The 23,471-nt window shown below is 40.3% G+C and carries 24 protein-coding genes and 1 pseudogene; 7 read left to right on the forward strand and 18 right to left on the reverse strand.

The window, feature by feature from the left end:
* Positions 1-152: 152 nt before the first annotated feature.
* The gene (locus tag V7K89_RS06420) at positions 153-2,486 is read left to right on the forward strand and encodes an NACHT domain-containing protein (RefSeq protein WP_335185412.1); all 2,334 of its coding nucleotides are present in this window, start codon (positions 153-155) and stop codon (positions 2,484-2,486) included.
* A 190-nt stretch (positions 2,487-2,676) separates the two neighbouring features.
* On the opposite strand, the gene V7K89_RS06425 is transcribed toward V7K89_RS06420, so the two are convergent.
* The 14 genes and pseudogenes from V7K89_RS06425 to groES all read right to left on the reverse strand — a co-directional run bounded on the left by V7K89_RS06425 (position 2,677) and on the right by groES (position 12,048).
* Positions 2,677-3,018, reverse strand: a complete 342-nt coding sequence (locus V7K89_RS06425; RefSeq protein ID WP_335185414.1) for a type II toxin-antitoxin system VapC family toxin — start codon at positions 3,016-3,018, stop codon at positions 2,677-2,679.
* Positions 3,018-3,203 (reverse strand): hypothetical protein, encoded by a 186-nt coding sequence (locus tag V7K89_RS06430; RefSeq protein ID WP_335185416.1) that lies wholly within the window; start codon positions 3,201-3,203, stop codon positions 3,018-3,020. The genes V7K89_RS06425 and V7K89_RS06430 overlap by 1 nt, the downstream gene beginning before the upstream one ends.
* 136 nt (positions 3,204-3,339) lie before the next feature.
* Positions 3,340-5,043, reverse strand: coding sequence for an urease subunit alpha (ureC, locus tag V7K89_RS06435; RefSeq protein WP_335185465.1), 1,704 nt, complete (start codon positions 5,041-5,043; stop codon positions 3,340-3,342).
* 73 nt (positions 5,044-5,116) lie between these two features.
* A complete protein-coding gene (locus V7K89_RS06440) occupies positions 5,117-5,422 on the reverse strand; it encodes an urease subunit beta (RefSeq protein WP_335185418.1) in 306 nt (101 codons plus the stop codon).
* A gap of 21 nt (positions 5,423-5,443) precedes the next feature.
* Positions 5,444-5,746 (reverse strand): urease subunit gamma, encoded by a 303-nt coding sequence (gene ureA, locus V7K89_RS06445; protein WP_335185420.1) that lies wholly within the window; start codon positions 5,744-5,746, stop codon positions 5,444-5,446.
* A 68-nt stretch (positions 5,747-5,814) separates the two neighbouring features.
* A complete protein-coding gene (locus tag V7K89_RS06450; RefSeq protein WP_335185422.1) occupies positions 5,815-6,654 on the reverse strand; it encodes an urease accessory protein UreD in 840 nt (279 codons plus the stop codon).
* A 73-nt stretch (positions 6,655-6,727) separates the two neighbouring features.
* Positions 6,728-7,051 (reverse strand): hypothetical protein, encoded by a 324-nt coding sequence (locus V7K89_RS06455; protein ID WP_335185424.1) that lies wholly within the window; start codon positions 7,049-7,051, stop codon positions 6,728-6,730.
* On the reverse strand, positions 7,048-7,584 hold the full coding sequence (locus V7K89_RS06460; protein WP_335185426.1) for a hypothetical protein: 537 nt from the start codon (positions 7,582-7,584) through the stop codon (positions 7,048-7,050). The genes V7K89_RS06455 and V7K89_RS06460 overlap by 4 nt, the downstream gene beginning before the upstream one ends.
* Before the next feature lie 18 nt (positions 7,585-7,602).
* Positions 7,603-7,752, reverse strand: coding sequence for a hypothetical protein (locus V7K89_RS06465; RefSeq protein WP_335185428.1), 150 nt, complete (start codon positions 7,750-7,752; stop codon positions 7,603-7,605).
* A 239-nt stretch (positions 7,753-7,991) separates the two neighbouring features.
* Positions 7,992-8,768, reverse strand: a complete 777-nt coding sequence (locus V7K89_RS06470) for a class I SAM-dependent methyltransferase (RefSeq protein WP_335185430.1) — start codon at positions 8,766-8,768, stop codon at positions 7,992-7,994.
* Positions 8,769-8,916: 148 nt separating this feature from the next.
* Positions 8,917-9,366: pseudogene (locus V7K89_RS06475) on the reverse strand (DUF4351 domain-containing protein); the annotation flags it as partial.
* 93 nt (positions 9,367-9,459) lie between these two features.
* Positions 9,460-9,780 (reverse strand): hypothetical protein, encoded by a 321-nt coding sequence (locus tag V7K89_RS06480; RefSeq protein ID WP_335185432.1) that lies wholly within the window; start codon positions 9,778-9,780, stop codon positions 9,460-9,462.
* Between the two features lie 201 nt (positions 9,781-9,981).
* The gene (gene groL, locus V7K89_RS06485; RefSeq protein ID WP_335185434.1) at positions 9,982-11,616 is read right to left on the reverse strand and encodes a chaperonin GroEL; all 1,635 of its coding nucleotides are present in this window, start codon (positions 11,614-11,616) and stop codon (positions 9,982-9,984) included.
* A 120-nt stretch (positions 11,617-11,736) separates the two neighbouring features.
* Positions 11,737-12,048 (reverse strand): co-chaperone GroES, encoded by a 312-nt coding sequence (gene groES / locus V7K89_RS06490; protein WP_335185436.1) that lies wholly within the window; start codon positions 12,046-12,048, stop codon positions 11,737-11,739.
* Positions 12,049-12,333: 285 nt separating this feature from the next.
* On the opposite strand from groES, the gene V7K89_RS06495 reads away from it, so the two are divergent.
* The 4 genes from V7K89_RS06495 to V7K89_RS06510 all read left to right on the forward strand — a co-directional run bounded on the left by V7K89_RS06495 (position 12,334) and on the right by V7K89_RS06510 (position 17,133).
* Entirely contained in the window at positions 12,334-12,531 is a 198-nt protein-coding gene (locus V7K89_RS06495; protein WP_335185438.1) for a hypothetical protein, read from the forward strand.
* Positions 12,532-13,131: 600 nt separating this feature from the next.
* Positions 13,132-13,809 carry a response regulator transcription factor gene (locus tag V7K89_RS06500; protein ID WP_012407592.1) on the forward strand — a complete coding sequence of 226 codons (678 nt, stop codon included), beginning with the start codon at positions 13,132-13,134 and terminating at the stop codon, positions 13,807-13,809.
* Between the two features lie 820 nt (positions 13,810-14,629).
* Positions 14,630-16,378: a serine/threonine protein kinase gene (locus V7K89_RS06505; RefSeq protein ID WP_335185440.1), complete on the forward strand. Its 1,749-nt coding sequence runs from the start codon at positions 14,630-14,632 to the stop codon at positions 16,376-16,378.
* Positions 16,375-17,133: a hypothetical protein gene (locus tag V7K89_RS06510; protein WP_335185442.1), complete on the forward strand. Its 759-nt coding sequence runs from the start codon at positions 16,375-16,377 to the stop codon at positions 17,131-17,133. The genes V7K89_RS06505 and V7K89_RS06510 overlap by 4 nt, the downstream gene beginning before the upstream one ends.
* A 185-nt stretch (positions 17,134-17,318) precedes the next feature.
* Here the strand turns inward: V7K89_RS06510 and asnS are convergent, their stop codons facing one another.
* Together asnS and V7K89_RS06520 are read right to left on the reverse strand one after the other, a co-directional pair.
* Positions 17,319-18,710 carry an asparagine--tRNA ligase gene (asnS, locus tag V7K89_RS06515; RefSeq protein ID WP_335185444.1) on the reverse strand — a complete coding sequence of 464 codons (1,392 nt, stop codon included), beginning with the start codon at positions 18,708-18,710 and terminating at the stop codon, positions 17,319-17,321.
* Between the two features lie 2 nt (positions 18,711-18,712).
* Positions 18,713-19,075, reverse strand: a complete 363-nt coding sequence (locus V7K89_RS06520) for a hypothetical protein (protein ID WP_335185446.1) — start codon at positions 19,073-19,075, stop codon at positions 18,713-18,715.
* Positions 19,076-19,186: 111 nt separating this feature from the next.
* Here V7K89_RS06520 and V7K89_RS06525 point away from each other — a divergent pair, with 111 nt between their 5' ends.
* Positions 19,187-19,465 (forward strand): DUF6439 family protein, encoded by a 279-nt coding sequence (locus V7K89_RS06525; RefSeq protein WP_335185448.1) that lies wholly within the window; start codon positions 19,187-19,189, stop codon positions 19,463-19,465.
* Between the two features lie 47 nt (positions 19,466-19,512).
* On the opposite strand, the gene V7K89_RS06530 is transcribed toward V7K89_RS06525, so the two are convergent.
* Together V7K89_RS06530 and rlmD are read right to left on the reverse strand one after the other, a co-directional pair.
* Positions 19,513-19,962: an ATP-binding protein gene (locus tag V7K89_RS06530; RefSeq protein ID WP_335045086.1), complete on the reverse strand. Its 450-nt coding sequence runs from the start codon at positions 19,960-19,962 to the stop codon at positions 19,513-19,515.
* A gap of 426 nt (positions 19,963-20,388) precedes the next feature.
* Positions 20,389-21,759, reverse strand: a complete 1,371-nt coding sequence (gene rlmD / locus V7K89_RS06535) for a 23S rRNA (uracil(1939)-C(5))-methyltransferase RlmD (protein ID WP_335185450.1) — start codon at positions 21,757-21,759, stop codon at positions 20,389-20,391.
* Between the two features lie 215 nt (positions 21,760-21,974).
* Here rlmD and V7K89_RS06540 point away from each other — a divergent pair, with 215 nt between their 5' ends.
* Positions 21,975-22,460 carry an allophycocyanin subunit alpha-B gene (locus tag V7K89_RS06540; protein ID WP_334911151.1) on the forward strand — a complete coding sequence of 162 codons (486 nt, stop codon included), beginning with the start codon at positions 21,975-21,977 and terminating at the stop codon, positions 22,458-22,460.
* Positions 22,461-23,471: the final 1,011 nt, after the last annotated feature.

Below are 23,471 nucleotides of genomic sequence, written 5' to 3' on the forward strand. Positions count from 1 at the left end.
CTTGACTAAGTTCAATGTCGCAATTTTCTTTTGTGGTTATTTATTTGACTTATAGTGACTTAGATTGACTTGTCTTGACATATTCTTTCTTAGCCGCCAATCTCTGGAAACGCAAGTTAGACTGAACTTTAAGGCGATTTCACATTAGGTATATGTCGTTACCAACAGACTTCCTGACACAACTAGAGCAATACAGCGAATTGTCAAACCGAGAAAAGGCAGTCTTTTTGGAAATCTTTGGTAATGGCAAGAGTCGAGTTAAAGTTACACAAAGGCTTAACATCTCTGATAGCAATCTCAGCAGTTGTCTAACGGGAATTTACAAGAAGTTCAGTATCAGTGGCAATGGGCCTGTGAAAGAAACCCGCTTGCGAGAGTATCTCGAAAAGCGATATTCACAGCAGAAACCTTCTGATAGTTCAACTACTGATATTGCAGAGAATGACGTTGATGCCCTGGTTCAAGAAATCTGCGAAAAGGTGAAACTCAGCGTCAAAGAAAAGTGTGGAACTATGCGGGTGCTGGATATGCCCCAGCCAATTGAATTAACTGGAGAGCGAGGCATCTATACCAACGTCAACATTCTGGAGAAAATCACAGGACGCAGGCGACTGGATATCCCTGAACTGTTGCAAAACTGCGATCCAGAACACTTTGATCACTTTGGACTCAGCCGAGTAACAGAGAAGCGAGTATCGGGACTGGAAGTGGTGCAACGCTACAGTAAGCTAATGGTTTTGGGAAAACCCGGAGCAGGTAAGACTACATTTTTGAAGTATTTGGCGATGCAGTGCATTGAGGGGCAGTTTTTGACAAACCAAGTTCCTTTATTTATCACCCTGAAAGATTTTGCAGAAGCGCCTAGGCAGCTAGACATTCTGAAATATATTGCTCAACAATTGTCGCGTTGTGGAGTGAAGGATGCCAGCATTAGAACAGACCAAGTTTTGAGACAGGGTAAGGCATTGGTGTTGCTAGATGGGTTGGATGAAGTTCGTGAAGAGGATACAAAGCGTGTCTTACGGCAAATTCTGAATCTTTCTGAGCAGTTTCATACTAATCAGTTCATGATTACCTGTAGAATTGCTGCCAAAGAATATACCTTTGAACAGTTCACTGAGGTAGAAATGGCGGATTTTGACCAAGAGCAAATTGCCATTTTTGCCGAAAACTGGTTTCGCTTAAGTGACCCGATGAAAAGCCAACGCTTCATCCAAAAACTTAAGGAGAACAAGCCAGTTCTTGAACTTGCAACCAATCCATTGCTATTGACCCTGCTGTGTCTGGTATTTGGGGAAAGCGCAGATTTTCCAGCAAATCGCTCAGAACTTTATAAAGAGGGACTGGATGTCTTGCTAAAAAAATGGGATGCCAAACGTAATATTGAGCGGGATCAAATTTATAAAAACTTGTCATTACAGCGTAAGGAAGACTTGCTGAGTCAAATTGCCCTGACTACTTTTGAGCAGAAAAATTATTTCTTCAAGCAAAAAATAGTTGAGGCACACATTGCTGACTTTATCAGCAACTTACGCGATGCTGACCTAGATCCTGAAGTTTTAAGATTGGATAGCGAAGCTGGCTTGAAGTCAATTGAAGCACAGCATGGATTATTAGTGGAAAGAGCAAAGGGAATCTATTCTTTTTCACACTTGACCTTTCAGGAGTATTTTGCCGCTAGAGAGATTGTTGCCAATTCTGCTTGGGAAAACTTAGTAGAACATATTACGGAGATCCGCTGGCAGGAGGTCTTTTTGCTCACGGTGGGCATGATGCGGAAGGCGGATGATTTGCTGCGATTGATGAAGCAAAAGATTGACGCAATAGTAGAGGCTGATGAGAAATTACAACAATTTTTGTGGAGAGTGCATCAAAAATCTTTGTCAGTAAAATCTATTCATAAACCAGCAGCAGTAAGGGCTTTCTACTTTGAACATGCTCTTTTTTTTAGCTACTCTGTATTGGATTCTTTGGACTATGCTTTCGCCTGTCACCTTGGATTAAACTTCTGTGATCTTGGTTTTGAGCCACAGCTTGAGTTTGACTATGGTGTTGGTTTAGAGCCAGAGCTTGAGTTTGACTATATATTTACTGATGTTCTTTATTTTGCCAATGCTGCTCAAGATGAATTATTTGCTTATGCTCTTGCTCTTCCAGTTGATATAGAACCTAAATTCCGGCAATCACTTCAAAATCTTAAAGAGCAAATTCCTTACTTAGAGAGACAAGAAAAATGGAAGCAGGGCAAAGTAAACAAACTTAAAATATGGGAGAATAACTTGAGGAGTTTGTTTATGAAGTACCGAAACATATTTTATGAAGATGAATTTAGCGATAAACAATATGAACTAATATGGGATTACTACAATGCAAATGAATTACTATTAGACTGCATAAATAGTGATTGTTACATAAGCCGTGAAGCCAGGCGAGAAATTGAGGAGACTTTGCTTTTGCCAATGAATAAATTAAAAAACAAAAATTAGCGATTTAGGACAATGAGGAGATTTTTCTCTTGTCACTATATGTGGATGTGTAATCAAAATGGATAAGGTGTATAACATCTACTTAAAATAAGCAATAATACGCACTCTCAACCCATAACAAGTGATCGCATCCTCAAGTTCAAGCAAGCGATCGCACCTATTACACAATTTGCACTGGCTGAGTGTTAATTTATGTTAAACTAACCAATCTTACATCATTTGTAAACAATGTTGCATTTAGATATTTTGCAGTTGCTGCAATTATTGCGTCAGAAAGCCGGAGTTTGTATTGTTTGCAAAATGCAATTGTTAAATTTTTAATATTACTATCAATACCAATAATTGTAATTTTATTTAAAAAATCAATAATTTGTGTTTCTTCTTCTAAACTGAGACTCGGATAAGAGAGCAATTCAATCTTAGTAATCACTGAAATAAAATATTGTCCAAATGGTAATGGATTTACCAAGCGACCACCCAAAAAATACAAGACTACATTTGTATCTAAAAAAATCAAAGGTTGTGTCAACACTACTCATCCCTAATTTGCTGCTGATATTCCAAAGGGTCTTGAGTTAGTTGAATTACACCCGCATACTGGTTTAAATTAAACTCTTGTTTTTGTTGTGATTGATAGGCTACTAATATCTTCTCAATTTGCTGCCAGTCTTGATAATCAATCAACACTGCTACCGGACACATCGCTTCATCAGTCACAATTTTTTTCTTAAAAGTAACATGATTTTATACATCAAATGCAACGTTTAACTATTTGATCGTAACTCTAAAACAAAAAATTTATTAGGGCAATATTACTCTCGTTCTTAAAAACGATAAATCGCTCGGTCATGAATTAGAACAAAAAGTACCTCTGTGCCATTGGCAAAACTGTCGCAGGTTCACAAATTAGCAACTCACCATCTGCCCTGACTTGGTATGTTTCTGGATCAACTTCAATGTAGGGTAGTGCATCATTCAGCTTCATATCCCGCTTACTCAATTGGCGTGTCCCAGAAACTGCAACTGCTGCCTTCTGTAAACCTAACTGGCTAGGAATTTCTTTCTCGAAAGCTGCTTGGGAAACAAAAGTTAATGATGTAGCATGACGTGCCCCTGCAAAACTACCAAACATCGGTCGCATATACACTGGTTGCGGTGTGGGAATACTAGCGTTAGCATCGCCCATTTGCGACCATGCAATCATCCCGCCTTTAATCACTATCTCTGGCTTGACGCCAAAAAATGCCGGACGCCACAAACATAAATCTGCTAATTTTTCCTTTTCCACTGAACCCACATATTGAGCAATTCCGTGAGCGATCGCCGGATTAATCGTATACTTAGCAACATATCTTTTCGCTCTAAAATTGTCTGCTTTTTGCTCAATTCCTTGTGGGTTCAAAGTTCCGCGTTGCACCTTCATTTTATGAGATGTCTGCCAGGTGCGAATTATCACTTCGCCTACTCGTCCCATTGCCTGGGAATCAGAAGAAATCATGCTAAATGCGCCTAAGTCGTGCAAAATGTCCTCAGCAGCAATGGTTTCTCGGCGAATGCGAGACTCGGCAAAAGCGACATCTTCGGCGATCGCTGGGTCGAGGTGATGGCATACCATCAACATATCCAGGTGTTCATCTAAGGTGTTTAGGGTGTAAGGACGTGTGGGATTGGTGGAAGATGGCAGAACATTGGCTTGGCTGCAAACTTTGATGATATCTGGTGCGTGTCCGCCGCCTGCACCTTCGGTATGGTAGGTGTGGATGGTACGATTCTTGAAAGCTGCGATCGTATCTTCGACAAATCCGGCTTCGTTCAGGGTATCAGTATGAATTGCTACTTGCACATCATATTCATCGGCAATACTAAGGCAAGTATCAATTGCTGCGGGTGTGGTTCCCCAGTCTTCATGTAGTTTTAACCCCATTACGCCGGCGGCTACTTGTTCTACAAGTCCTTGGAATTGACTGGCGTTACCTTTACCCAAAAATCCTAAGTTGACGGGAAAAGCATCAGCAGCTTGTAGCATTCGGTAAATATTCCAAGGGCCGGGGGTGCAGGTAGTGGCATTTGTACCTGTAGCGGGGCCAGTACCGCCGCCGATCATGGTGGTAATCCCAGAAGCGATCGCCACTTCAATTTGTTGGGGGCAAATAAAATGAATATGGGCATCAATACCGCCAGCAGTGAGAATCATTCCTTCACCGGCTAAGGCTTCGGTTCCAGGGCCGATAATAATATCTACATTATTTTGAATATAAGGATTTCCGGCTTTACCAATTTTGAAAATTTTGCCATCTTTAATACCAATATCTGCTTTGACAATACCCCACCAATCGAGAATTAAGGCATTAGTAATGACTAAATCAACAGCACCATCAGCGTTAGAAATGGGGGATTGTCCCATTCCATCTCTGATAACTTTACCGCCGCCAAATTTCACTTCATCGCCATAGATGGTGAAATCTTGTTCAACTTCAATAAATAATTCTGTATCTGCAAGTCGGATGCGATCGCCTACTGTTGGGCCGTAGGTTTCGGCATAGGCGCGGCGATCCATTCTGTAACTCATATAAAATCCTTTTTTAAACGCAAAGGGACGCAGAGGTAAGTGCAGAGGTACGCGGAGATTTTTATAAGTTTCCGTTAATTTTGGCGTTAAAGCCGTAGACTTGGCGAGTACCAACGAGGGGCACTAGAGTTATTTCTTTTTCATCGCCTGGTTCAAACCGGACTGCGGTTCCAGCGGGGATATCCAAGCGCATTCCTCGCGCTTGTTCTTTGTCAAAGTTTAAGGCGGAATTGACTTCATAAAAGTGATAGTGGGAACCAACTTGTATGGGGCGATCGCCTGTATTTGAAACTCGCAATTTTATAGTTGGACGACCAACATTTAGTTCAATTTCACCTGCTGGTGTAATTATTTCTCCAGGAATCATAATAAATTCAAAATTAAAAAATTAACGAATGGGATTATGTACTGTCACTAACTTTGTACCATCAGGAAAAGTTGCTTCTACCTGTACTTCATGCACCATTTCTGATATCCCTTCCATGACATCATTCCGCGTTAAGAGAGTTGTACCATAACTCATCAATTCAGCTACAGTTTGCCCATCTCTTGCACCTTCTAAAATGGCAGCAGAAATATAAGCGATCGCTTCGGGATAATTCAGTTTTAAACCCCTTGCTTTACGTCTTTCTGCTAATAAAGCAGCAGTAAAAATTAATAACTTATCTTTTTCCTGCGGCGTAAGTTGCATGAATCTATACCTCTTGGCGTTCTTGGCGTCTTGGCGGCAGCCTGTGGCAAGCCGCTATACGTATACGTTTAAACCTGCCACACTCTTGGTATACAATTACCACGATTCAAAAAAGAAACTCGTAGCAATTGCCAAACATCAATAAACCAGTTTCTCACCTCAGATGTAGAAACACCGCGATATCGACACAATAATCCATGTTGTAATCTGGTAACACCTGCTTCTCCTGCCCCATGCCATAAATTTCGCGTTTTTTCGACAATTTCTGCGGAAACCGCACTACTAACCCAAACTAGACTACCTACAATTGGTTTTCCAGCCAAGCCGTGGGGACTGTGAAAAGTTTCTTCACTACCCCGTAACCATTGCCGATCAATCCATAGGGGAATACCTTGCTGCCATATTTCCGTGTGCGATCGCCATTCCCCTTGTAAGAATTTTTCTCCTCTAGCACTGCGACCAAATCGGGTAATTTCCCAGCCTAACCAACTAGCCCCGGTTGCTAATTCTACCCGTAAATCTTGCCGATAAATCGCGTCGTTAAATAAAATTGTCTCTTGGGGCAACCATTCTAAACAAGCACCAGCATCAACTTGCATCTGGATGGTTTGTCTAGCTTGTAAGCCATTACTGCGATATATCTTGCTTGCAGCCGCTGTAGTGATTAAGGCTTGGGTTTGGGATTGGAGGTGGATGTTAGAGGATAAGCGATCGCCTCCCACCATTCCCCCAGCTGTATGTAAAATTACGCTATGACAAACTTTTTCCCCTTCTGGATAGAATGGGCGTTGTACCTTCAGGGGTGCTTGTTGGTGATTGTAAATTAATTGGGTTTTACCCTGGCGAGCAGCATAAACTAAATTAAGCTTGCCATGCCAACCTTCTGCTATTTGTGAATTGCAGATCATTTATAAATTCAAGGTTAAAGTTCAGATAGTTTATATTTTTTTAATGCATTCTTTGCTCTTGACTTACAATTTATTATGACTTTTTCGCCAATATTACATAATCATCTAATGTATAGTGTAACTGATGCTTATGACCAAAATACCTTTTGAGTATTGGACTCATGTACAGTTGTTTTGGTAACTTTTCTCGAGCAAATTTACCAAATTCGGCAATGGGCAAAGGTGTTCTTAAACCTGTTGAGGTTAGATATCTATACCAGACCAACTCTAATCCCAATTCTGCCATAAATTTATGTACTACATTTTTTTCCTCTTGGTTTTCAACTTGGTGAACATCGTAAATTTTGAATAATTTTTTATCTTGCACAATTAGCAGAATATAACCTGATTTTTTCAAACTAATGGCAAATATTTGCTTGTAAGAATTATTAGCTTCAACCCTCTTGGCTTTATTTCTTCAGCTTCTTGACAAGTTGATGCTATAAGAGAACGACTATCGCTAGGATGAAAAGCTTGAATTACAATCCTATCAGCGATGGCTAGTTTGTCAATAAAAGCAGCTTCATCTGTTGGTAAAGTAGGAAGTAGAGGGGTAATTATGATAGAAATTTTAGGAAGAAAACCTTTATAATAATCAATACTTTGTTTAATTTTAGTGATAGCATTTAGTCTGACCTTAATACTGGGCGATCGCGGTTCAAAATTTTTTCTCACTAATTCGCTACCAGTAGGAATGCTCATATTAATTCGCAATCGCTTAAATCGTTGTAAATAATCAATATCTCTAGTAATAATTGGGCTACGAGTTTGAATTACCAAAGTTGGAGTAGGATAACCGTCAATCCTGACATCAAGCATTACTTCTAACAATCGACGAGTCAGTTGATGTTTAGACTCAAGTGGTTGATAAGGATCGGTAACGCTACTCATGTATATACTAGGAGGATTCTAGGGATTTTTTTCATACCATTTTTTTAATTCTTTCGCTAAAACTTCAGCAGAATTTTCCTTAAAAATTACCCATTTACCCCAGTCTTGGCGCATTTGAGCATTAGGGCTAAATGCAGCAGCATAGCAATAACTACAACCTATTAACATCCTCTGTAAAGATTTAGAGTGAAATCATAATTACCAATAAAACCAGTAGCTTTTGTTAAAAGTGATTTCGCATTTTGTGTATAAACATTGACATATCCAAACTTTTCTCGGACTAATTTGGTAGGAGTGCATTCGCAATAACCTTCATATTTTGGTTTTACCATGTGAATCCTGATATTTATTGAGAGTGAATTAACGCACTCTACTTCTTATACTTCTTATGATTCCCATTTTTATTTTTAAATTACTTCACCAAGGTGTACGCTAGTCCGATAGACCATATAGACAAAACCACTATCGTCACAAAAACACCGATATAATTCTTGAAAACTATCAAGAAGCTGTTCATATCCCAAACCTTCATGCGGAAGGTAAGAAACACTCATTGCTCGTCCAATAAGTCCAGTTAAATCTAACTGTTGTCTATAAGTAAAAGTATATTCGTGGATGTTAATAAAATAGGGAGTTACTAACAGTGGCTCTACCGACTGCATTCGAGATTCTGCTGGGTGATTATTAGATGCTTCGCGGACTATTCGGCTATATTCTGTAGTTAACGCATCTTCTCGATCACGATTATTCCACACCACAGCCAAGCGTGCTGATGGTTTTAAAATGCGGTGAAATTCCAATAAAGTTGGTTCGGGATTGAACCAGTGGAAAGCTTGAAAACAAGTAACTAAATCAACTGAATTATCAGGTAATTGGGTAGATTCGGCTGTTCCATCACGAAACTCTATTAAAGGATGTACTTGGGCAGCTTCTCGCATTGCTGCATTTGGTTCTATGGCGATGACATTAACTTTGCGTTCAGCTAACAATCGTGAAGCAATTCCTGTACCTGCACCAATATCTGCTGCTACGAGTTGTGAATTTTCACCTAATCCTTCCAAGATAATATCAATTGCATCTGCGGGATAGCTTGGTCGATATTTTACATAATCTTCTGCTCTGTCAGAAAATCGGTTGAGTGGGTTTAAGCTGTGTAAGGGGGTTTCAGGATTAATTTTGCTCATGGGTTTTGATATGAAAGTTGAAGTGCGTAGGCGTACCCTGTCGTAGACATCGCTGTAGTTCAGAAAAACGATATCATAACAATTAAACCGCTCTAAACAGTAACATCTACATAGTAATAAAGGGGGTTTTTATTCATTTTGATTAAGCTTATTCCTGCTGTTCTAACCAAGCTACTAAATCAGCAACTTCAGAAAAATCAAGCAAATCTTCTCCCAACTCCTCTAACTGTTCAGCAGATAAATTCCGAACCTGCTCAACTAATGATGCATCAATATCACCAAAACGTCGTTTAAGCTGACGACTAATCAATTTAAACGCTTCTTTTTGAACAATATCTTGATAAATTACAGATTCTTTCATAATATCCTCCCGCAAAAGTTGCCGAACCAAATCCTTTTCAAACCGCAAACCCGCCAGAATTTCTACACAACCCGCGATATTTTGTCGCTTCTCCTTATCTTGAATTGTAACTATTTGTTCAGCTACTTGTGCCAGTAAAGTTTGCGGTGAGTCAGTTCGCCTCAAACTTGCTAAAGGTAACAGCACCGGATTAACTAAGAACAGTGTTGAATCTTGCTCCCAAAGACGAATTAAGCGAAGGAAATTGCTTGAGTTTAGACAAATTACAAAAAGCAGCTAATTTTTGATAAAAGTAGCTGCTTTGACAGAGCAAAAATAGTAATAAATAAGCTATTTAAACGTAAAAAATTGATTGCATAAAAATAAAGTATCAACATCCAAGAATCTTGCCCAATGTAGGATAGAGTAGTCTAACAATCGTATTGTTCTTTCTACTTCGGGATGTATGTAGGGACTTCTTGATAATTGTTGTCTAAATTTAGTTGTAATAGATGTTAATTGACAAGTATCAGCACATCTCAAAAAAACAAGCTGATCTTTTATATCTGAACTTAGGCTTTTATCATTATCAACTGCATCACTAAAATCTTCTAGTCTTTGATCAATATTTTTCCTAGCATAACTTGCTTGTGTTTCTAAGATGTAATTCATGGTGAATATCATTAAATATTGATATTATAACTGTTATTTTTATACTGTTTATTCCCTAATAGAATATTTGTACTAGTATTTTTGCACTCTTTGTGTCCTAGCCTGCGGCAACGGCTTCATCAACCAAACGCGGTTCCAACAAAAAAACAGCCACCTCCACAAGGGAAGCAGCTGTTTTACAAATTATGTAACTACAAAGTATTAGTAATCGAAGTCGCCGCCACCAGCGCCAGCACCAGCAGGAGCGCTATCTTTAGGCTCAGGCTTGTCAACTATAATACATTCGGTTGTCAACACCATACCAGCGATAGAAGCAGCGTTTTGCAGAGCAGAACGAGTCACCTTAGCAGGGTCAACAATACCAGCGGCTAACAAATCGACGAATTCGTTTGTTGCAGCGTTGTAGCCAACATTGAATTCTTTCTCTTTCACGCGTTCAGCGATTACAGCACCATTCTGACCGGCGTTTTCAGCAATCCGCTTTAGAGGTGCAGGTAAGGCGCGAACGACAATCAACGCACCAATCAACTCTTCATCCTGAAGATTGCTCTTTGCCCAAGTTTCCAAGTCGGGAGCTAGGTGAGCCAGACTTGTACCACCGCCAGGAACGATACCTTCTTCTACAGCAGCTTTAGTAGCGTTGATAGCGTCTTCTAGGCGTAACTTCTTGTCTTTCATTTCGGTTTCGGTCGCTGCACCCACTTTCACGACAGCGACACCACCAGAGAGTTTAGCAAGACGCTCTTGCAGTTTCTCTTTGTCGTAAGAAGATTCGGTTTCATCGATTTGACGACGAATCTGTTCGACACGAGCCTTAACAGCAACTTCGTTACCTTCAGCAACAATTGTGGTGTTGTCCTTGGTGATGGTGATCCGGCGAGCTTTACCCAGGCCATCCAGCTTGGTGTTATCTAGCTTCAGACCAGCATCTTCGGTAACTAATTGACCACCAGTTAAAACAGCGATGTCTTCTAACATAGCTTTGCGGCGATCGCCAAAGCCAGGAGCCTTAACAGCAGCCACGTTGAGAACACCGCGCAAACGGTTTACTACCAAGGTTGCTAAAGCTTCTTTTTCAATATCTTCGGCGATAATCACCAAAGGACGACCAGCACGAGCTACTTGCTCTAATACTGGTACAAGGTCTTGTACCAAAGCGATTTTCTTATCGGTCAGCAGTAGGAAAGGTTCATCAAAAACCGCTTCCATCCGTTCAGCGTCGGTAGCGAAATAAGGAGAGATATAGCCTTTGTCAAAGCGCATCCCTTCAGTGATTTCCAACTCGGTGAACATAGATTTCCCTTCTTCTAGGGAAATTACGCCTTCTTTGCCCACCTTGTCCATTGCTTGGGCAATCATCTGACCAACTTCTTCGTCATTACCAGCCGAAATCGCACCAACTTGGGCAATGGCTTTGGAATCTTCCACTGGACGGGCGTGTTCGGCAATTTTGTCTACCAAGAAACCAGTAGCTTTGTCTATACCACGCTTGAGGGAAATTGCGTTAGCACCAGCTGCAACGTTCCGCAAGCCTTCTTTAACGATCGCATGAGCTAAAACGGTAGCAGTTGTAGTGCCATCGCCCGCAGCATCATTGGTCTTAGAAGCAGCTTGACGAATTAGAGCTACGCCTGTATTTTCAATGTGGTCTTCTAATTCGATTTCTTTAGCGATCGTTACACCGTCATTGACGATTTGCGGTGCGCCAAATTTCTTTTCTAGAACTACGTTACGACCTTTAGGGCCAAGGGTAACGGCTACAGACTCAGCCAGGATGTCAATGCCTCGCTCTAGAGCGCGACGGGCGTTTTCGTTGTAGATAATGCGCTTTGCCATAGATGTCTAAATTCCGGAAGTAAGTCAATTTTTTTTGAATTGGGCATTGGGCATGGAGCATTGGGCATGGGGTATTGTCTTTATCTTTGACATCCCCTGTTCCCTATTCCTTTTTCCCCACTAGATAACAACTGCTAAAATATCTTTTTCAGAAAGCAGTACATATTCTTCAGTGCCGAGCTTGATGTCAGTGCCAGCGTACTTAGAGTACAGCACCTTATCACCGACTTTAATTTCCAATTCCTGACGATTTCCATCGTCATTACGCTTGCCAGGGCCAAGGGCGACTACTTCCCCTACCTGGGGCTTTTCCTTGGCAGTATCGGGCAAATACAGACCACCTGCGGTCTTTTCCTCAGAGGCGCTCACTTTTATGAAAACGCGATCGCCTAAAGGTTTAACTGTAGAAACGCTTAGAGATAAAGCTGCCATAATTATTTTCTCCAGTTTAGCACTCTCAACTCCTGAGTGCTAATTTACCGAAAAATGGCGTCTAATGGCAAGAATTTCTTGAGTACGGGTTTCCGAACTAGAGGGTCATAGATGTACTTAAGTATAAATGCTTAATTATTTCTACCTTTCAGGTTTTGTTCTGTAAGTTACGAAGAGAGTAGGGAGTAAGGAGTAGGAAGGTATGAAAATTCTTTCCCACACTTGAGTCAACTTTATTTGCAAAGCTTGCAAATTGTTATAGAACTGTAATTAGGGAGCCGCTCGATGAGTAACAATACAGTGACAGCCATCCAGTCTAGCCATCAAATTCCTAAAACTACTAAATATCTCGAACATAAGACATTAAGTAATTGTGTAGAAAGTTTAGGACTTGCAAAAATTCAGCGACATATTTTTATTTGCGCTGACCAGGCAATTGCTGCTCAAAACGAGCTAGTCTGGAATTCTTCTGGGATTACTTAAAAAAGCGACTTAAAGATTTAAAATTTAATGAGCTGCACTAAAGTAATTCTATTTGCGTCTATAAAACTGAAGCCAACTGCTTGCGTGTTTCTTGTTCTAGACCCATAATGGTGATTTATCCTGATGGTGTCTGGTATCGCCAAGCAAACCCGGAAGTTACTCTGCGGACCATCCGAGAACACTGAATAGGCATAATGGCAGTTGAAAAATATGCGTTTTCAATCCATCTATTGCCAGAAACTTCCCTAGTTTCTTGTGAACATCTTATAGAGGTACCAAAGGATATGGTATAGCAGTAAGCTTTAAGAAAGAGCGGGTTGGTTTTGAGGTAGGGTCATCTTTAAGCCAATACTTACTTGTGAGTCAGAAGGACTATTATTTTATCAGTGCTTTTTATCCCGCCCCTTTCAAAGCGATATATAATAGCGCATTATAGATACTACTGCTATACGTATCCTTGCTGGACTTTTGCTATCGAGCTACTAGTCTATTGAAAGTGCTCGGCATTTTTGAGACTTCGAGACAGCAAAGGCAAGTTAAGTAGGAAAAAGGACAACATCTCGAATAACCCACCATAGAGGATAAATATTCAAGACTTTGATGGACCGAAGCGCGACAAGTGCCACTGCTATGAAAGAGCCCAGCATGAAAGATCACAAACGACTTCTATTGATTGATGATGACCCTAACCTCATCTTGCTGGTGAAGGATTACTTAGAATTCCGGGGATATGAAGTCATCACCGCTGAAAATGGACGTGAAGCTCTGGAAATTTTAGAGCAAGACGTTCCAGACATGATCATCTGCGATGTGATGATGCCGGAAATGGACGGATATACTTTTGTGGAACAAGTCCGGCAAAATGAACGTACCAGCTGGATTCCGGTTCTTTTCCTTTCAGCTAAAGGACAAAGTGCAGACCGAGTTAAAGGTCTGAACAAAGGTGCTGATGTTTATATGGTCAAGCCCTTTGAACCAGAAGAACTCGTAGCGCAAGTTGAATCCTCACTCAAACAAACTATCCGTTGGAAAGAACACCAAGCAAAAGGAGGCGAAAACGGTTCCCGTATCCAGGTTCCCTTCGATGTGCAATTAACCCCAACCGAACTGAAAGTAGTCCAGTTCGTTGCTAGGGGTTTAGCTAACCGGGAAATTGCTGAAGAACTAAATGTTAGTCAGCGCACGGTTGAAAGTCATGTGTCCAATATGTTGGGCAAAACCAATCTCCACAACCGTACTGAACTAGCGCGGTGGGCGATTGAAAATCAAATGGCATAACGAATTTTAGATTTTAGATTTTGGATTGATAATCTAAAATCCGTCTTGGAAAGTCTGATCGAAGGAAACCCTTGATCAGATTTTCCGTATAATTCCAAAATCGAAAATTGATTACCACCCATCTTCTTCAGGGTTGGATTGGTGCAAAACTTCTAGATCAAACTCATCCAGGTAAGTTAAGGCGCTTTCACTCTGGAAAACAGTACTTCACAGTTGTAGAGGGAAGCAACTATGTTATGATACGTTTGCGCTTACCTGGGCATCATCAATAATGACTATGATCTCATAGTAAGAAACCAGTCGTAAAATGACTGCTTCCTCACGCAAATCTTAGTAATGCGAACTTGGATACAAGTTTGGGTACGTCTAATATCTAAAATATTAGTATTAGATTTTACTTGTTTATTTAGAATTGCCATTCTAGCTTCCTACTCGAATTCTAGGATAAGGATTTTACTTTGTACAATTCTTTTAACACTAGCGTCACTTATCCCACGCAGGCAAGTAAGAAAGCATTTGCCCTTGCAAACCATTAAACTAGATGTAGTAAATGTGAATAATTGCTCATAATTCGGCACTTATAAGGTTAATTGTGATTTTATAGCGGTTTTCGAGCAAATTGAATATAGCTAATCTGTAGGGTTACAACAATTGTTGTAACCCTAATTTATTGTGTATAAGATTTAATACTGAAGTCCCAATTGCTATATATGTTACTTTATTAAAGTTTTAGGGAACTCTATTACTAGAACTTTGTAGATTTAGCCCTCTGTTTAAATATCAATAAAAATCGATTATTTAGGATATTTACTTCTGTGTAATGACCTATTGTATAAATCCCCATTGTCCAAAACCTGTTGACCCAGCGAATGCAAACGACCTTATTTGCCGTAATTGTGGTTCAGAAATACTGTTGCAAGGTCGCTATCGGGTAATCAAACAATTAGGACAAGGTGGCTTTGGTAACACTTTTGAAGTTGATGAGTGTGGGAAAACTAAAGTTTTAAAAGTGCTGACTGAGAATAATCCCAAAGCCATTGAATTATTTCAGCAGGAAGCAAGGGTTTTGAGTCAGCTAAACAGTGCGGGTATTCCCAAGGTAGAACCAAATGGTTATTTTACTGTTTTACCTAAAAATAGTTCTCTACCATTGCACTGTTTAGCAATGGAGAAAATTGAAGGCGTAAATTTAGAGCAGTGGATGGAATTTCGTAATTATCAACGTCTTTCTGAAGCTCAAGCTCTCAATTGGCTAAAACAACTTGTAGAAATTCTCGCTTTAGTACACGCTTATCAATATTTTCACCGTGATATTAAGCCTCAGAATATCATGCTGCGACCAAGTGGGCAGCTTGTCTTAATTGATTTTGGTGCAGTTCGACAAGTCACAACAACCATTTTGGCAGGAAATTCCCATACCAGAATTATTTCACAAGGCTATTCACCACCAGAGCAACAAAACGGTTATTCGGTACAGCAGTCAGACTTTTTTGCATTGGGACGGACTTTTATTTTTCTGCTCACAGGTAAGGAACCCCAGGATAAAGAAATTTATCACCCTCTGACTAATGAGTTGCACTGGCGAAAATCTGCACTCAATCTTTCTCCACTTTTGGCAGATTTAATCGACCATTTGATGGCTCCTACTGCAAATAATCGTCCTCAAAATACGCAAGTGATTTTGCAGAAATTGGACGGAATTGAAAAAGCATTACAAACGCCTAGAATACTATGGCAACAAACGGCAATTCAATCAAGCAATGGGTTTAAATCTGCTGCGTCATCTAGTTCTGTTGCTACTGTATCAGTTGGTGGAGCTAAATCAGTCAATGCCTCTTCTAGCCATACTCAGAAAAACCAAAAATTTTGGAAAGTTGTCATTGGTTTAGGACTGGGATATTTTGCTGTTGTTATTGCGGCTATTAATCAACCAAACACCAAAAATCCGGTTTCTGTTTCTCCTCTAGAAAATGTTCCGGTAGCTATTCCTAGTCCAGTTACCCAAATTCCTGAAATTTCATTAACTACTAACTCTCAACCTACAATAAGTCCTTTAACTTTGCCTACATCTGACAAAGTTGAAACCGAACAAGCTCAAATAGAGGAGATAGAAAAACAAAAACTTCAGGCTGCTTTAAAAGCGGAGGAAGAGAGACAAGCGGCTATTAGAAAAGAAGCTGCTGTTAGAACAGAAAAAGAGCAGTTAGAAGCTGTGGTAAAGGAAAGAAGAGAGATGAGGAAAGGAAGAGAGCAGTTAAATGCTGATATAAGGGAAAGGGCTTTAATAACACAAAAAAAGCAACAAGCCGATAAACAGCAACAGACAAAAAATAACCTTGAAAAAGCTAAACAAGTTTACTTGCAAACTAAGGAGCAACCAAAAACAACTGTAACAACCTCAAATCAACGGCAAGTACCACCTAAGCAACAAGTGACAACAGAACGACCAGAAAATACAGTAGATACAAATAATGATGGGGCTAATATCCCTAATCCTTGGGAATCTACATATCCCATACCTAAAGCTTCCGATGAATTAGAAAAAGTAATAAGAGAGGGAAATCAATGAGAAATTTCACAGTTCAAAGCTTAATCACTTTGCTAGTAACTAGCTCGGCTTTTTTGTTAACGCCAATGAGAAGTGATGCACAGGTAAATATGAATAGATTAGCTCAAGTTGTGAAAAGCTGCCAAGAAGATATGCTTTCCCCTGACTATTACAAACGAATGGGATTCTCTTCAGATCATATTTATTCTAATAACAAAACTCAAAATAAACAAAGAATCACATATTGTATAAATAGTCGATATCATTACTCCTTATTGTTGACTAAATATCCTTGGCTTGATTCAACAGGAGAAATACTCCCTGGATATCCTGGTTCTGTTCTTGTTGGATCTCTAGCAAAGTACTTTGAGGGTATTTATCATACTTCTATTTTAGACTGTATTGCCAATCAAGATTTATCAAGTGAAGAATGCCCTTTAGTTGCAAGGTTTATTGCTAACGGAACTGCTTTGAGGAACGGGCAATATTATAATGATTATACTGTTAATGTTTGTCCTTCTTGTGTTGTTGCCCATGATGAGGTATCAGGTTCACAACAAGAAATTTTTAAAGCTTTTGTTCAATGGTTTCTTACACTTGAAAAAACACAACGAAGAGAATTGATTTCTCTTTTAGGAGATGGCGATGAAGCTCGTGAATTAAGATTAGTGATAATAGGTGAAGCTAATACAGCCGAAAAAAAATATTTGGAAGTACGCCAAGGAGTTGAGGAGCAGGAACAGGAGCGGCGTAGACAAGAAGTACTTGGTAATTAGATGCTGTTTAAAAATCTTAACTTTAACTAATCGCTTTATAAAATACGCGGCTATACAAGTAAAACCCGCATAGCCTGCGGCAACGGCAAAGCCGAACGCGGGTTTCAAAGTTTTTATGAATTCGCCCAGACAGACTTGGTTTGTTTAGACGCTATTTCTAATTGTGTAGTTCTAAAATTCTCAAACTAAAATTCAGCACTTTGTGGTGTGCGGGGGAACGGAATTACATCACGAATATTTCCCATCCCCGTTATAAATTGTACGAGTCGTTCAAAACCCAACCCAAAACCAGCATGAGGAACAGTACCATAACGACGCAAATCAAGATACCACCACAAATCTTCTGGCTTTAATCCTTGCGCTATTACTCGGCGTTCTAAGACTTCTAAACGTTCTTCGCGCTGGGAACCACCGACAATTTCGCCAATTTTCGGTGCAAGAATATCCATTGCGCGGACGGTTTTTTCATCATCGTTCAAGCGCATATAAAAAGCTTTGATTTGCGCTGGATAATCTGTAACGATCGCAGGCTTTTTAAATAGTTGTTCAGCTAAGTAGCGTTCATGTTCTGATTGTAAATCTAAACCCCAACTCACAGGATATTCAAATTTGATATCAGATTTTTCTAAAAGTTTGATGGCTTCTGTATAAGTTAAGCGTTCAAACTGATTATTGATAATATTTTCGGCTGTTGCCAACACAGATTTATCAATGCGTTCATTGAAAAATTCCATATCTTCTGGGCAAGTTTCCAACACATATTTAAAAATGTGTTTGAGAAACGCCTCAGCTAAATCCATATCACCTTCTAAGTCACAAAAAGCCATTTCTGGCTCAACCATCCAAAATTCTGCTAAGTGGCGGGAGGTGTTGGAATTTTCTGCACGGAAGGTAGGGCCAAATGTGTAGACGTTAGAAAACGCCATCGCCATAACTTCCGCTTCCAACTGGCCGCTAACTGTTAAATATGTGGGTTTAGCAAAAAAGTCTTGGTTGTAATCTACTGCTTGGTTTTCTGTGTGCGGAATATTCTTTAAATCTAAACTGGTAACGCTAAAAAGTTCACCCGCGCCTTCGCAATCGCTAGCAGTGATGATCGGTGTGTGTACCCACAAAAAGCCTCTTTCGTGGAAAAATTGATGAATTGCTGTCGAACAAGCATTTCTGACGCGAAAAACTGCACCAAAGGAATTGGTACGCGATCGCAAATGTCCAATGGTTCGCAGAAACTCAAAGGAATGGCGTTTCTTTTGCAGGGGATATGTATCGGGATCAGCTTCTCCGTAAACTTTCACCGTCTCGGCTTTCAACTCAATTCGCTGTCCTTTTCCAAGAGAAGCCACTAATACCCCTGTCACTTCGACAGCAGCACCCGTATTCAATTTTTTCAAGATAGCTTCGTAATCTGGCAAATCCTGATTAATCACGACTTGCAAATTAGCTAGTGATGAGCCGTCATTGACTTCAATAAAAGCAAACCCTTTGGACTCGCGCTTTGTCCGCACCCAGCCTTGCACTTGGAGGGACTCATCAGGTTGGCCACTTCGCAATATTTCTGCAATCCGTCGATTTACCATATTTATCCAGCATAAGACTTTAATATCCAGCCTATGATAACGCCCATTCCACCAAAGCGGACGACTTGCCAGAAAGGTTTTTTGAGGCTACGCCAAGAAAATAGCTGGCTTTCTAAGCTTAGTTCTAGCATTTCCAACTGCCGTTGAATTTGCCCTAACTCTGCTTTGATTTCTGGTGTCTGAGATTTATTGTGCTTTAGTTGATCGCGGCGCTGTTGCCATTGTGCCTGTTGCTGGCGATCGCGTTGCACTTGATCGTAACGTTCTCTCAACGATAGGAGCGATCGCTCTACTTCCTTTAATTCTTGTTCAAAATCTGGCTCGGGATTTTCTGCTGACGGCTGTGATTGTTTAGACGGCTTCATTTACAAGTAGTAAACTAAGATTAAATATTAATCAATTGTCATTAGTCATTAGTCATTTGTCATTAGTAATTTTTCAAAGGACAAAGGACAAAATACAAAGGACTCATAATTATGTCTCAATCTACTCAACTGCCTAAAACCAGTCAACTGAATCAACTTAGTACTCTGGAACTAGCTCAAGCTCTCATGGAAAGGCTAACTATTTCCTCTAACGATTGGCATCGCCTCAAGTCTAACCGCAATTCCCGCGCTAATGAACAAGTGGCAGCAGCAATTGTGTATCTTTTAAAGAATCAGCCAGAAGAAGCTCAAGCTAGATTACAACAAGCAGTTGGTTGGTTAGATCGTTCCATTTCTGCCCCTCCCTGTCCGACTCATGGAAAAAGTTAGAAGTTAAGAGTTAGGAGTTATGAATTATTATTCAACTCCTAACTACCTTACCGCCGCAAAGATAATCCCCGGCGATTTTCCATTTGTTTACAAAGTCTCAATTCTGTGCCTTTACGGTTCCACTCTACCTGATCAAAAATTTGATGCAGAAGACATAAACCACGACCATTTTCTGACTCATCTGGTGGAAGATAGTCTGTTGGTTCTTGATTACTAGTTGATGAAGGAGTAAAGCCACTACCCTGGTCTGATATTATCCACCAATATTGATTATCGATTACGGAAAAACGAACTACAACTGTTTTACTCGGATCGAGATTATTACCATGTTTAGCTGCGTTGACTAGGGCTTCTTGAAGTCCTAGCCGCAGTTCTGCTTGTAATCTTGCTGGAATTTCTGCCAACAATAAGTCTAATATAGGACAAAGGTAGAGGGTTGAGGCAAAACTAATAGTGCCCCAATAACGTCCAACTGGACGGAGTGAAATAGTAATCACAAGAGAAACCCCATAGCTTTCAGTTAGCTAGACATCAGTTTGCTATTACAGGCACCCTGATAAAACTTGAGGTGGTCATGCTGCCTTCAAACTTGCGTCTTTAAAACTAAATTTTGAAAATGCTAGGGAGCATTGGTTCTACAGTCTGAATTGAGATTGTTTCGCTATACATCGGCTGGAATAAGTTTGATAATCAAGCCAGCAAATTAAAAATATGCTGTTAATTTTAGAGAGTACTGGCATACTCTAATTGGTTACCGATTTATAATTCACACAATCTTCTTCATATTTTTTAGAACCTATACTACTTGAATTTATTTAAACAAAATGAATTTTTATTTTTCGCTTAATTCAATTTTAGCATCTTTAGTATGCACTAAACTAAAAATTTCAAAATTCAGTTTTTTGAAGGAATTACTAACCTTGTCAACAATGTGATAGCACAAGAAAGGCGGCAGCTTCAACATGAGCAGTTTGAGGAAAAAAATCAGCAGGTTGTACCCGTGTAATGGTATATTGCCCATCTTGACAAAGCAATTTCAGGTCGCGGGCGAGGGTAGCTACTTTACAGCTGACGTAAACGATTCTATATGGTTTCAATTGCCGTAAAGTATCTATGACTGCGCGATCGCACCCTTTACGTGGCGGATCGAGTATTACTACTTCTGGTATTGTGCCCATTTGGGGAAGCAATTTCTCTACTGCCCCGACTTGGAATGTCACATTATCAATTCCGTTCCGGTGGGCATTTAAAATAGCTTGTTCTACTGCTGCTGGTTGCACTTCTAATCCTGTAGCAATACGTACTTTTTTGGCGAGGGGTAAAGTTAAAGTCCCAATACCACAGTAAGCATCAACCAAGAACTCCTGCCCTTGAAGATTGAGTTCTGATTGAATTATCTGCAATAGTGCTTCTGCGGTTTCTGTATACACTTGGAAAAATGTATCTGGGCGTACTTGAAATTCCAGTCCAGCAAAATATTCACGCAGGTGGGGTACTCCAGCGATGCAACGGGTTTCTGATCCAAAGATAGCATTTGTGCGATCACTATTGCGATTGAGCGACACTCCCATTAACTGCGGATAGCGCTTTAACCATTCCTGGGCTTGGGTTTCAATTCCTGATAAATTCCAGTCCTTTACTACCAAAGTCAGCAACATTTCTCCGGTGTATCGGCCAATGCGTAAACCAAGATGGCGAATTTGTCCTTGATGACGCTGTTCGTCATAGATTCGCCAACCTCGTTGTTGGATATCCTGCTTAACTTCAGCAAGTAAGGGATTTAATCGCGCATCTTGGACTGGACATTGATTTAAATTAATTAATTGGTGACTACCTTTTTGATAGTAACCAGCTTGTACTTGTCCTGTTGCCGATGTACCCAAAGGATATGTAGATTTATTACGGTAAGCTAAAGCAGAAGGGGCGGCGAGTACTGGATCTACTGGTGGTTGGACAAAGCCGCCAATGCGTTCTAAGGCTTGGATAACTTGATTTTGCTTGGCTACTAGCTGGTAATCATAATTAATATGCTGCCACTGGCAACCACCGCACTTATCCGCCACAATACAACTAGGTCTAATCCGGTGGGCGGATGGTGACAATAGCTGCTGGAGCTTACCGTGGGCGTATTTTGGTTTAACATGAACTAAGCGAACAATGGCGCGATCGCCTGGGACAGTCTCTGGGACAAACACCACACGTTCGTCAGCACGTCCCACACCATCGCCTGTATCACTCAGATTAGCGATCGTCACTTCAATTAATTCACCCTGCTGCCAAATTATTTTTGTCATTTGTCATTGGTCATTGGTCGTTGGTCATTGGGATCAGGGGAGAGGTGATAGATAGGGAATAATCTATTACCCGTCACCTGTCATCTATTCCCCCTTCTTCACTCCCCACTATCTCCAAATAGATAAATTCAATACATAAGTAACTCCGATCCCTTCACTTGTGTACCTCAGACTCGCTAAACTAACAGATAATATTTCAGGTGATTTCAATAATCATGACTGTAATTAGCCAAGTTATTCTCAAAGCTGACGACGAACTGCGTTATCCCAGCAGTGGCGAACTTAAAAATATCAAAGACTTTCTGCAAACCGGCGTACAAAGGACACGGATTGCCGCTACCTTAGCCGAAAACGAAAAAAAGATAGTTCAGGAAGCAACCAAACAACTTTGGCAGAAGCGTCCTGACTTTATCTCCCCCGGAGGTAATGCTTATGGTGAACGCCAACGCTCTTTATGTATCCGTGATTTTGGCTGGTACTTACGCCTAATTACCTATGGTGTACTTGCCGGTGACAAAGAGCCAATTGAAAAAATCGGTTTGATTGGTGTGCGGGAAATGTATAATTCATTGGGTGTTCCCGTGCCTGGAATGGTAGAAGCGATTAATTCCCTCAAAACAGCCTCCCTTAGCTTACTGAGTACGGAAGACGCTGCTGAAGCATCACCTTACTTTGATTACATCATTCAAGCGATGTCTTAATACAAAGTGTGTGCTGGTTCTAGGAATATACTTTCGGTCTACTAAAGTGAGTGCGAGGTATTAGCACTCGATAGGCATAAAATCCCCAATTTGATCTTACCTTCCCCACATTTGGTAGTGGCTGTGGCAAAATCTCTGTCAAGTTACCAACCAGTTGTGGGGAAATTTTATAGGCATGGGTATGAGGCACTGAGTGCCTAGTGTCCGTCTTATAGAGAAGTATTGGGCATATCTTCGACTTCCCTCGGCTTCTCTACGAGACGCTACGCGAACACTCAGCACAAGTCGCTTAGGGCAAGTGGGCATATAACTAATGACTAATGACAAATACAAAAAACCGACAGTCTTTGATTAAGGCTGTCGGCTATTAAGTGTGTTCCCTATTAATGACTCGGCTAGAGTTCAGTTGTCATTAATTATGCCTAGTTACCAATCGCTGAGAGACGATCATAATCATCGATATGTGTGATTCTCGTCACTTGATTGTTACATCTAAACTGCATATACCCGAGTAATCTCTGAATGGACACTAGATTCACGTAAGTAAAGGAGCTAGAAATTTCACCAAGATTAAAAAATCAAGTTATCTTAAAGATTAAAGCATTTGGTGTGCTAATGATCTTCATCTTGTCTACCTCATTGTCGGAATAATCCTGTTGAGTGCATTCTGAGGTTTTACTACCCCTCTATCCAAAAAACAATTTTGCTTGTAAAAAAGGCTGTACAAGCATCTTCTGCCAATATTTACCAAGTTGGAAATATAAGTATTTAGTTAGAGTTTAAATTGAAGAGCGATCGCGCTTCAATCTACAGGAAAGTAAAAGTGCGTAGCTTGCCGCCGTAGGCATCGTCTTTTGCAACATAAATTAATTAGCATCCCAAAATACTTTTAACGCCATTCACCAACTCAGCCACTAATTCAAATAATGCGGTCGTTGTAAGCGCGATAAGCTAGAGTTAGCAGCAGAAGTGATTCACAACTGGCAAAAACCTAGCTTGGGGTAACGATGG

This window comes from Nostoc sp. (assembly GCF_036917515.1).
Classification (GTDB): domain Bacteria; phylum Cyanobacteriota; class Cyanobacteriia; order Cyanobacteriales; family Nostocaceae; genus Nostoc.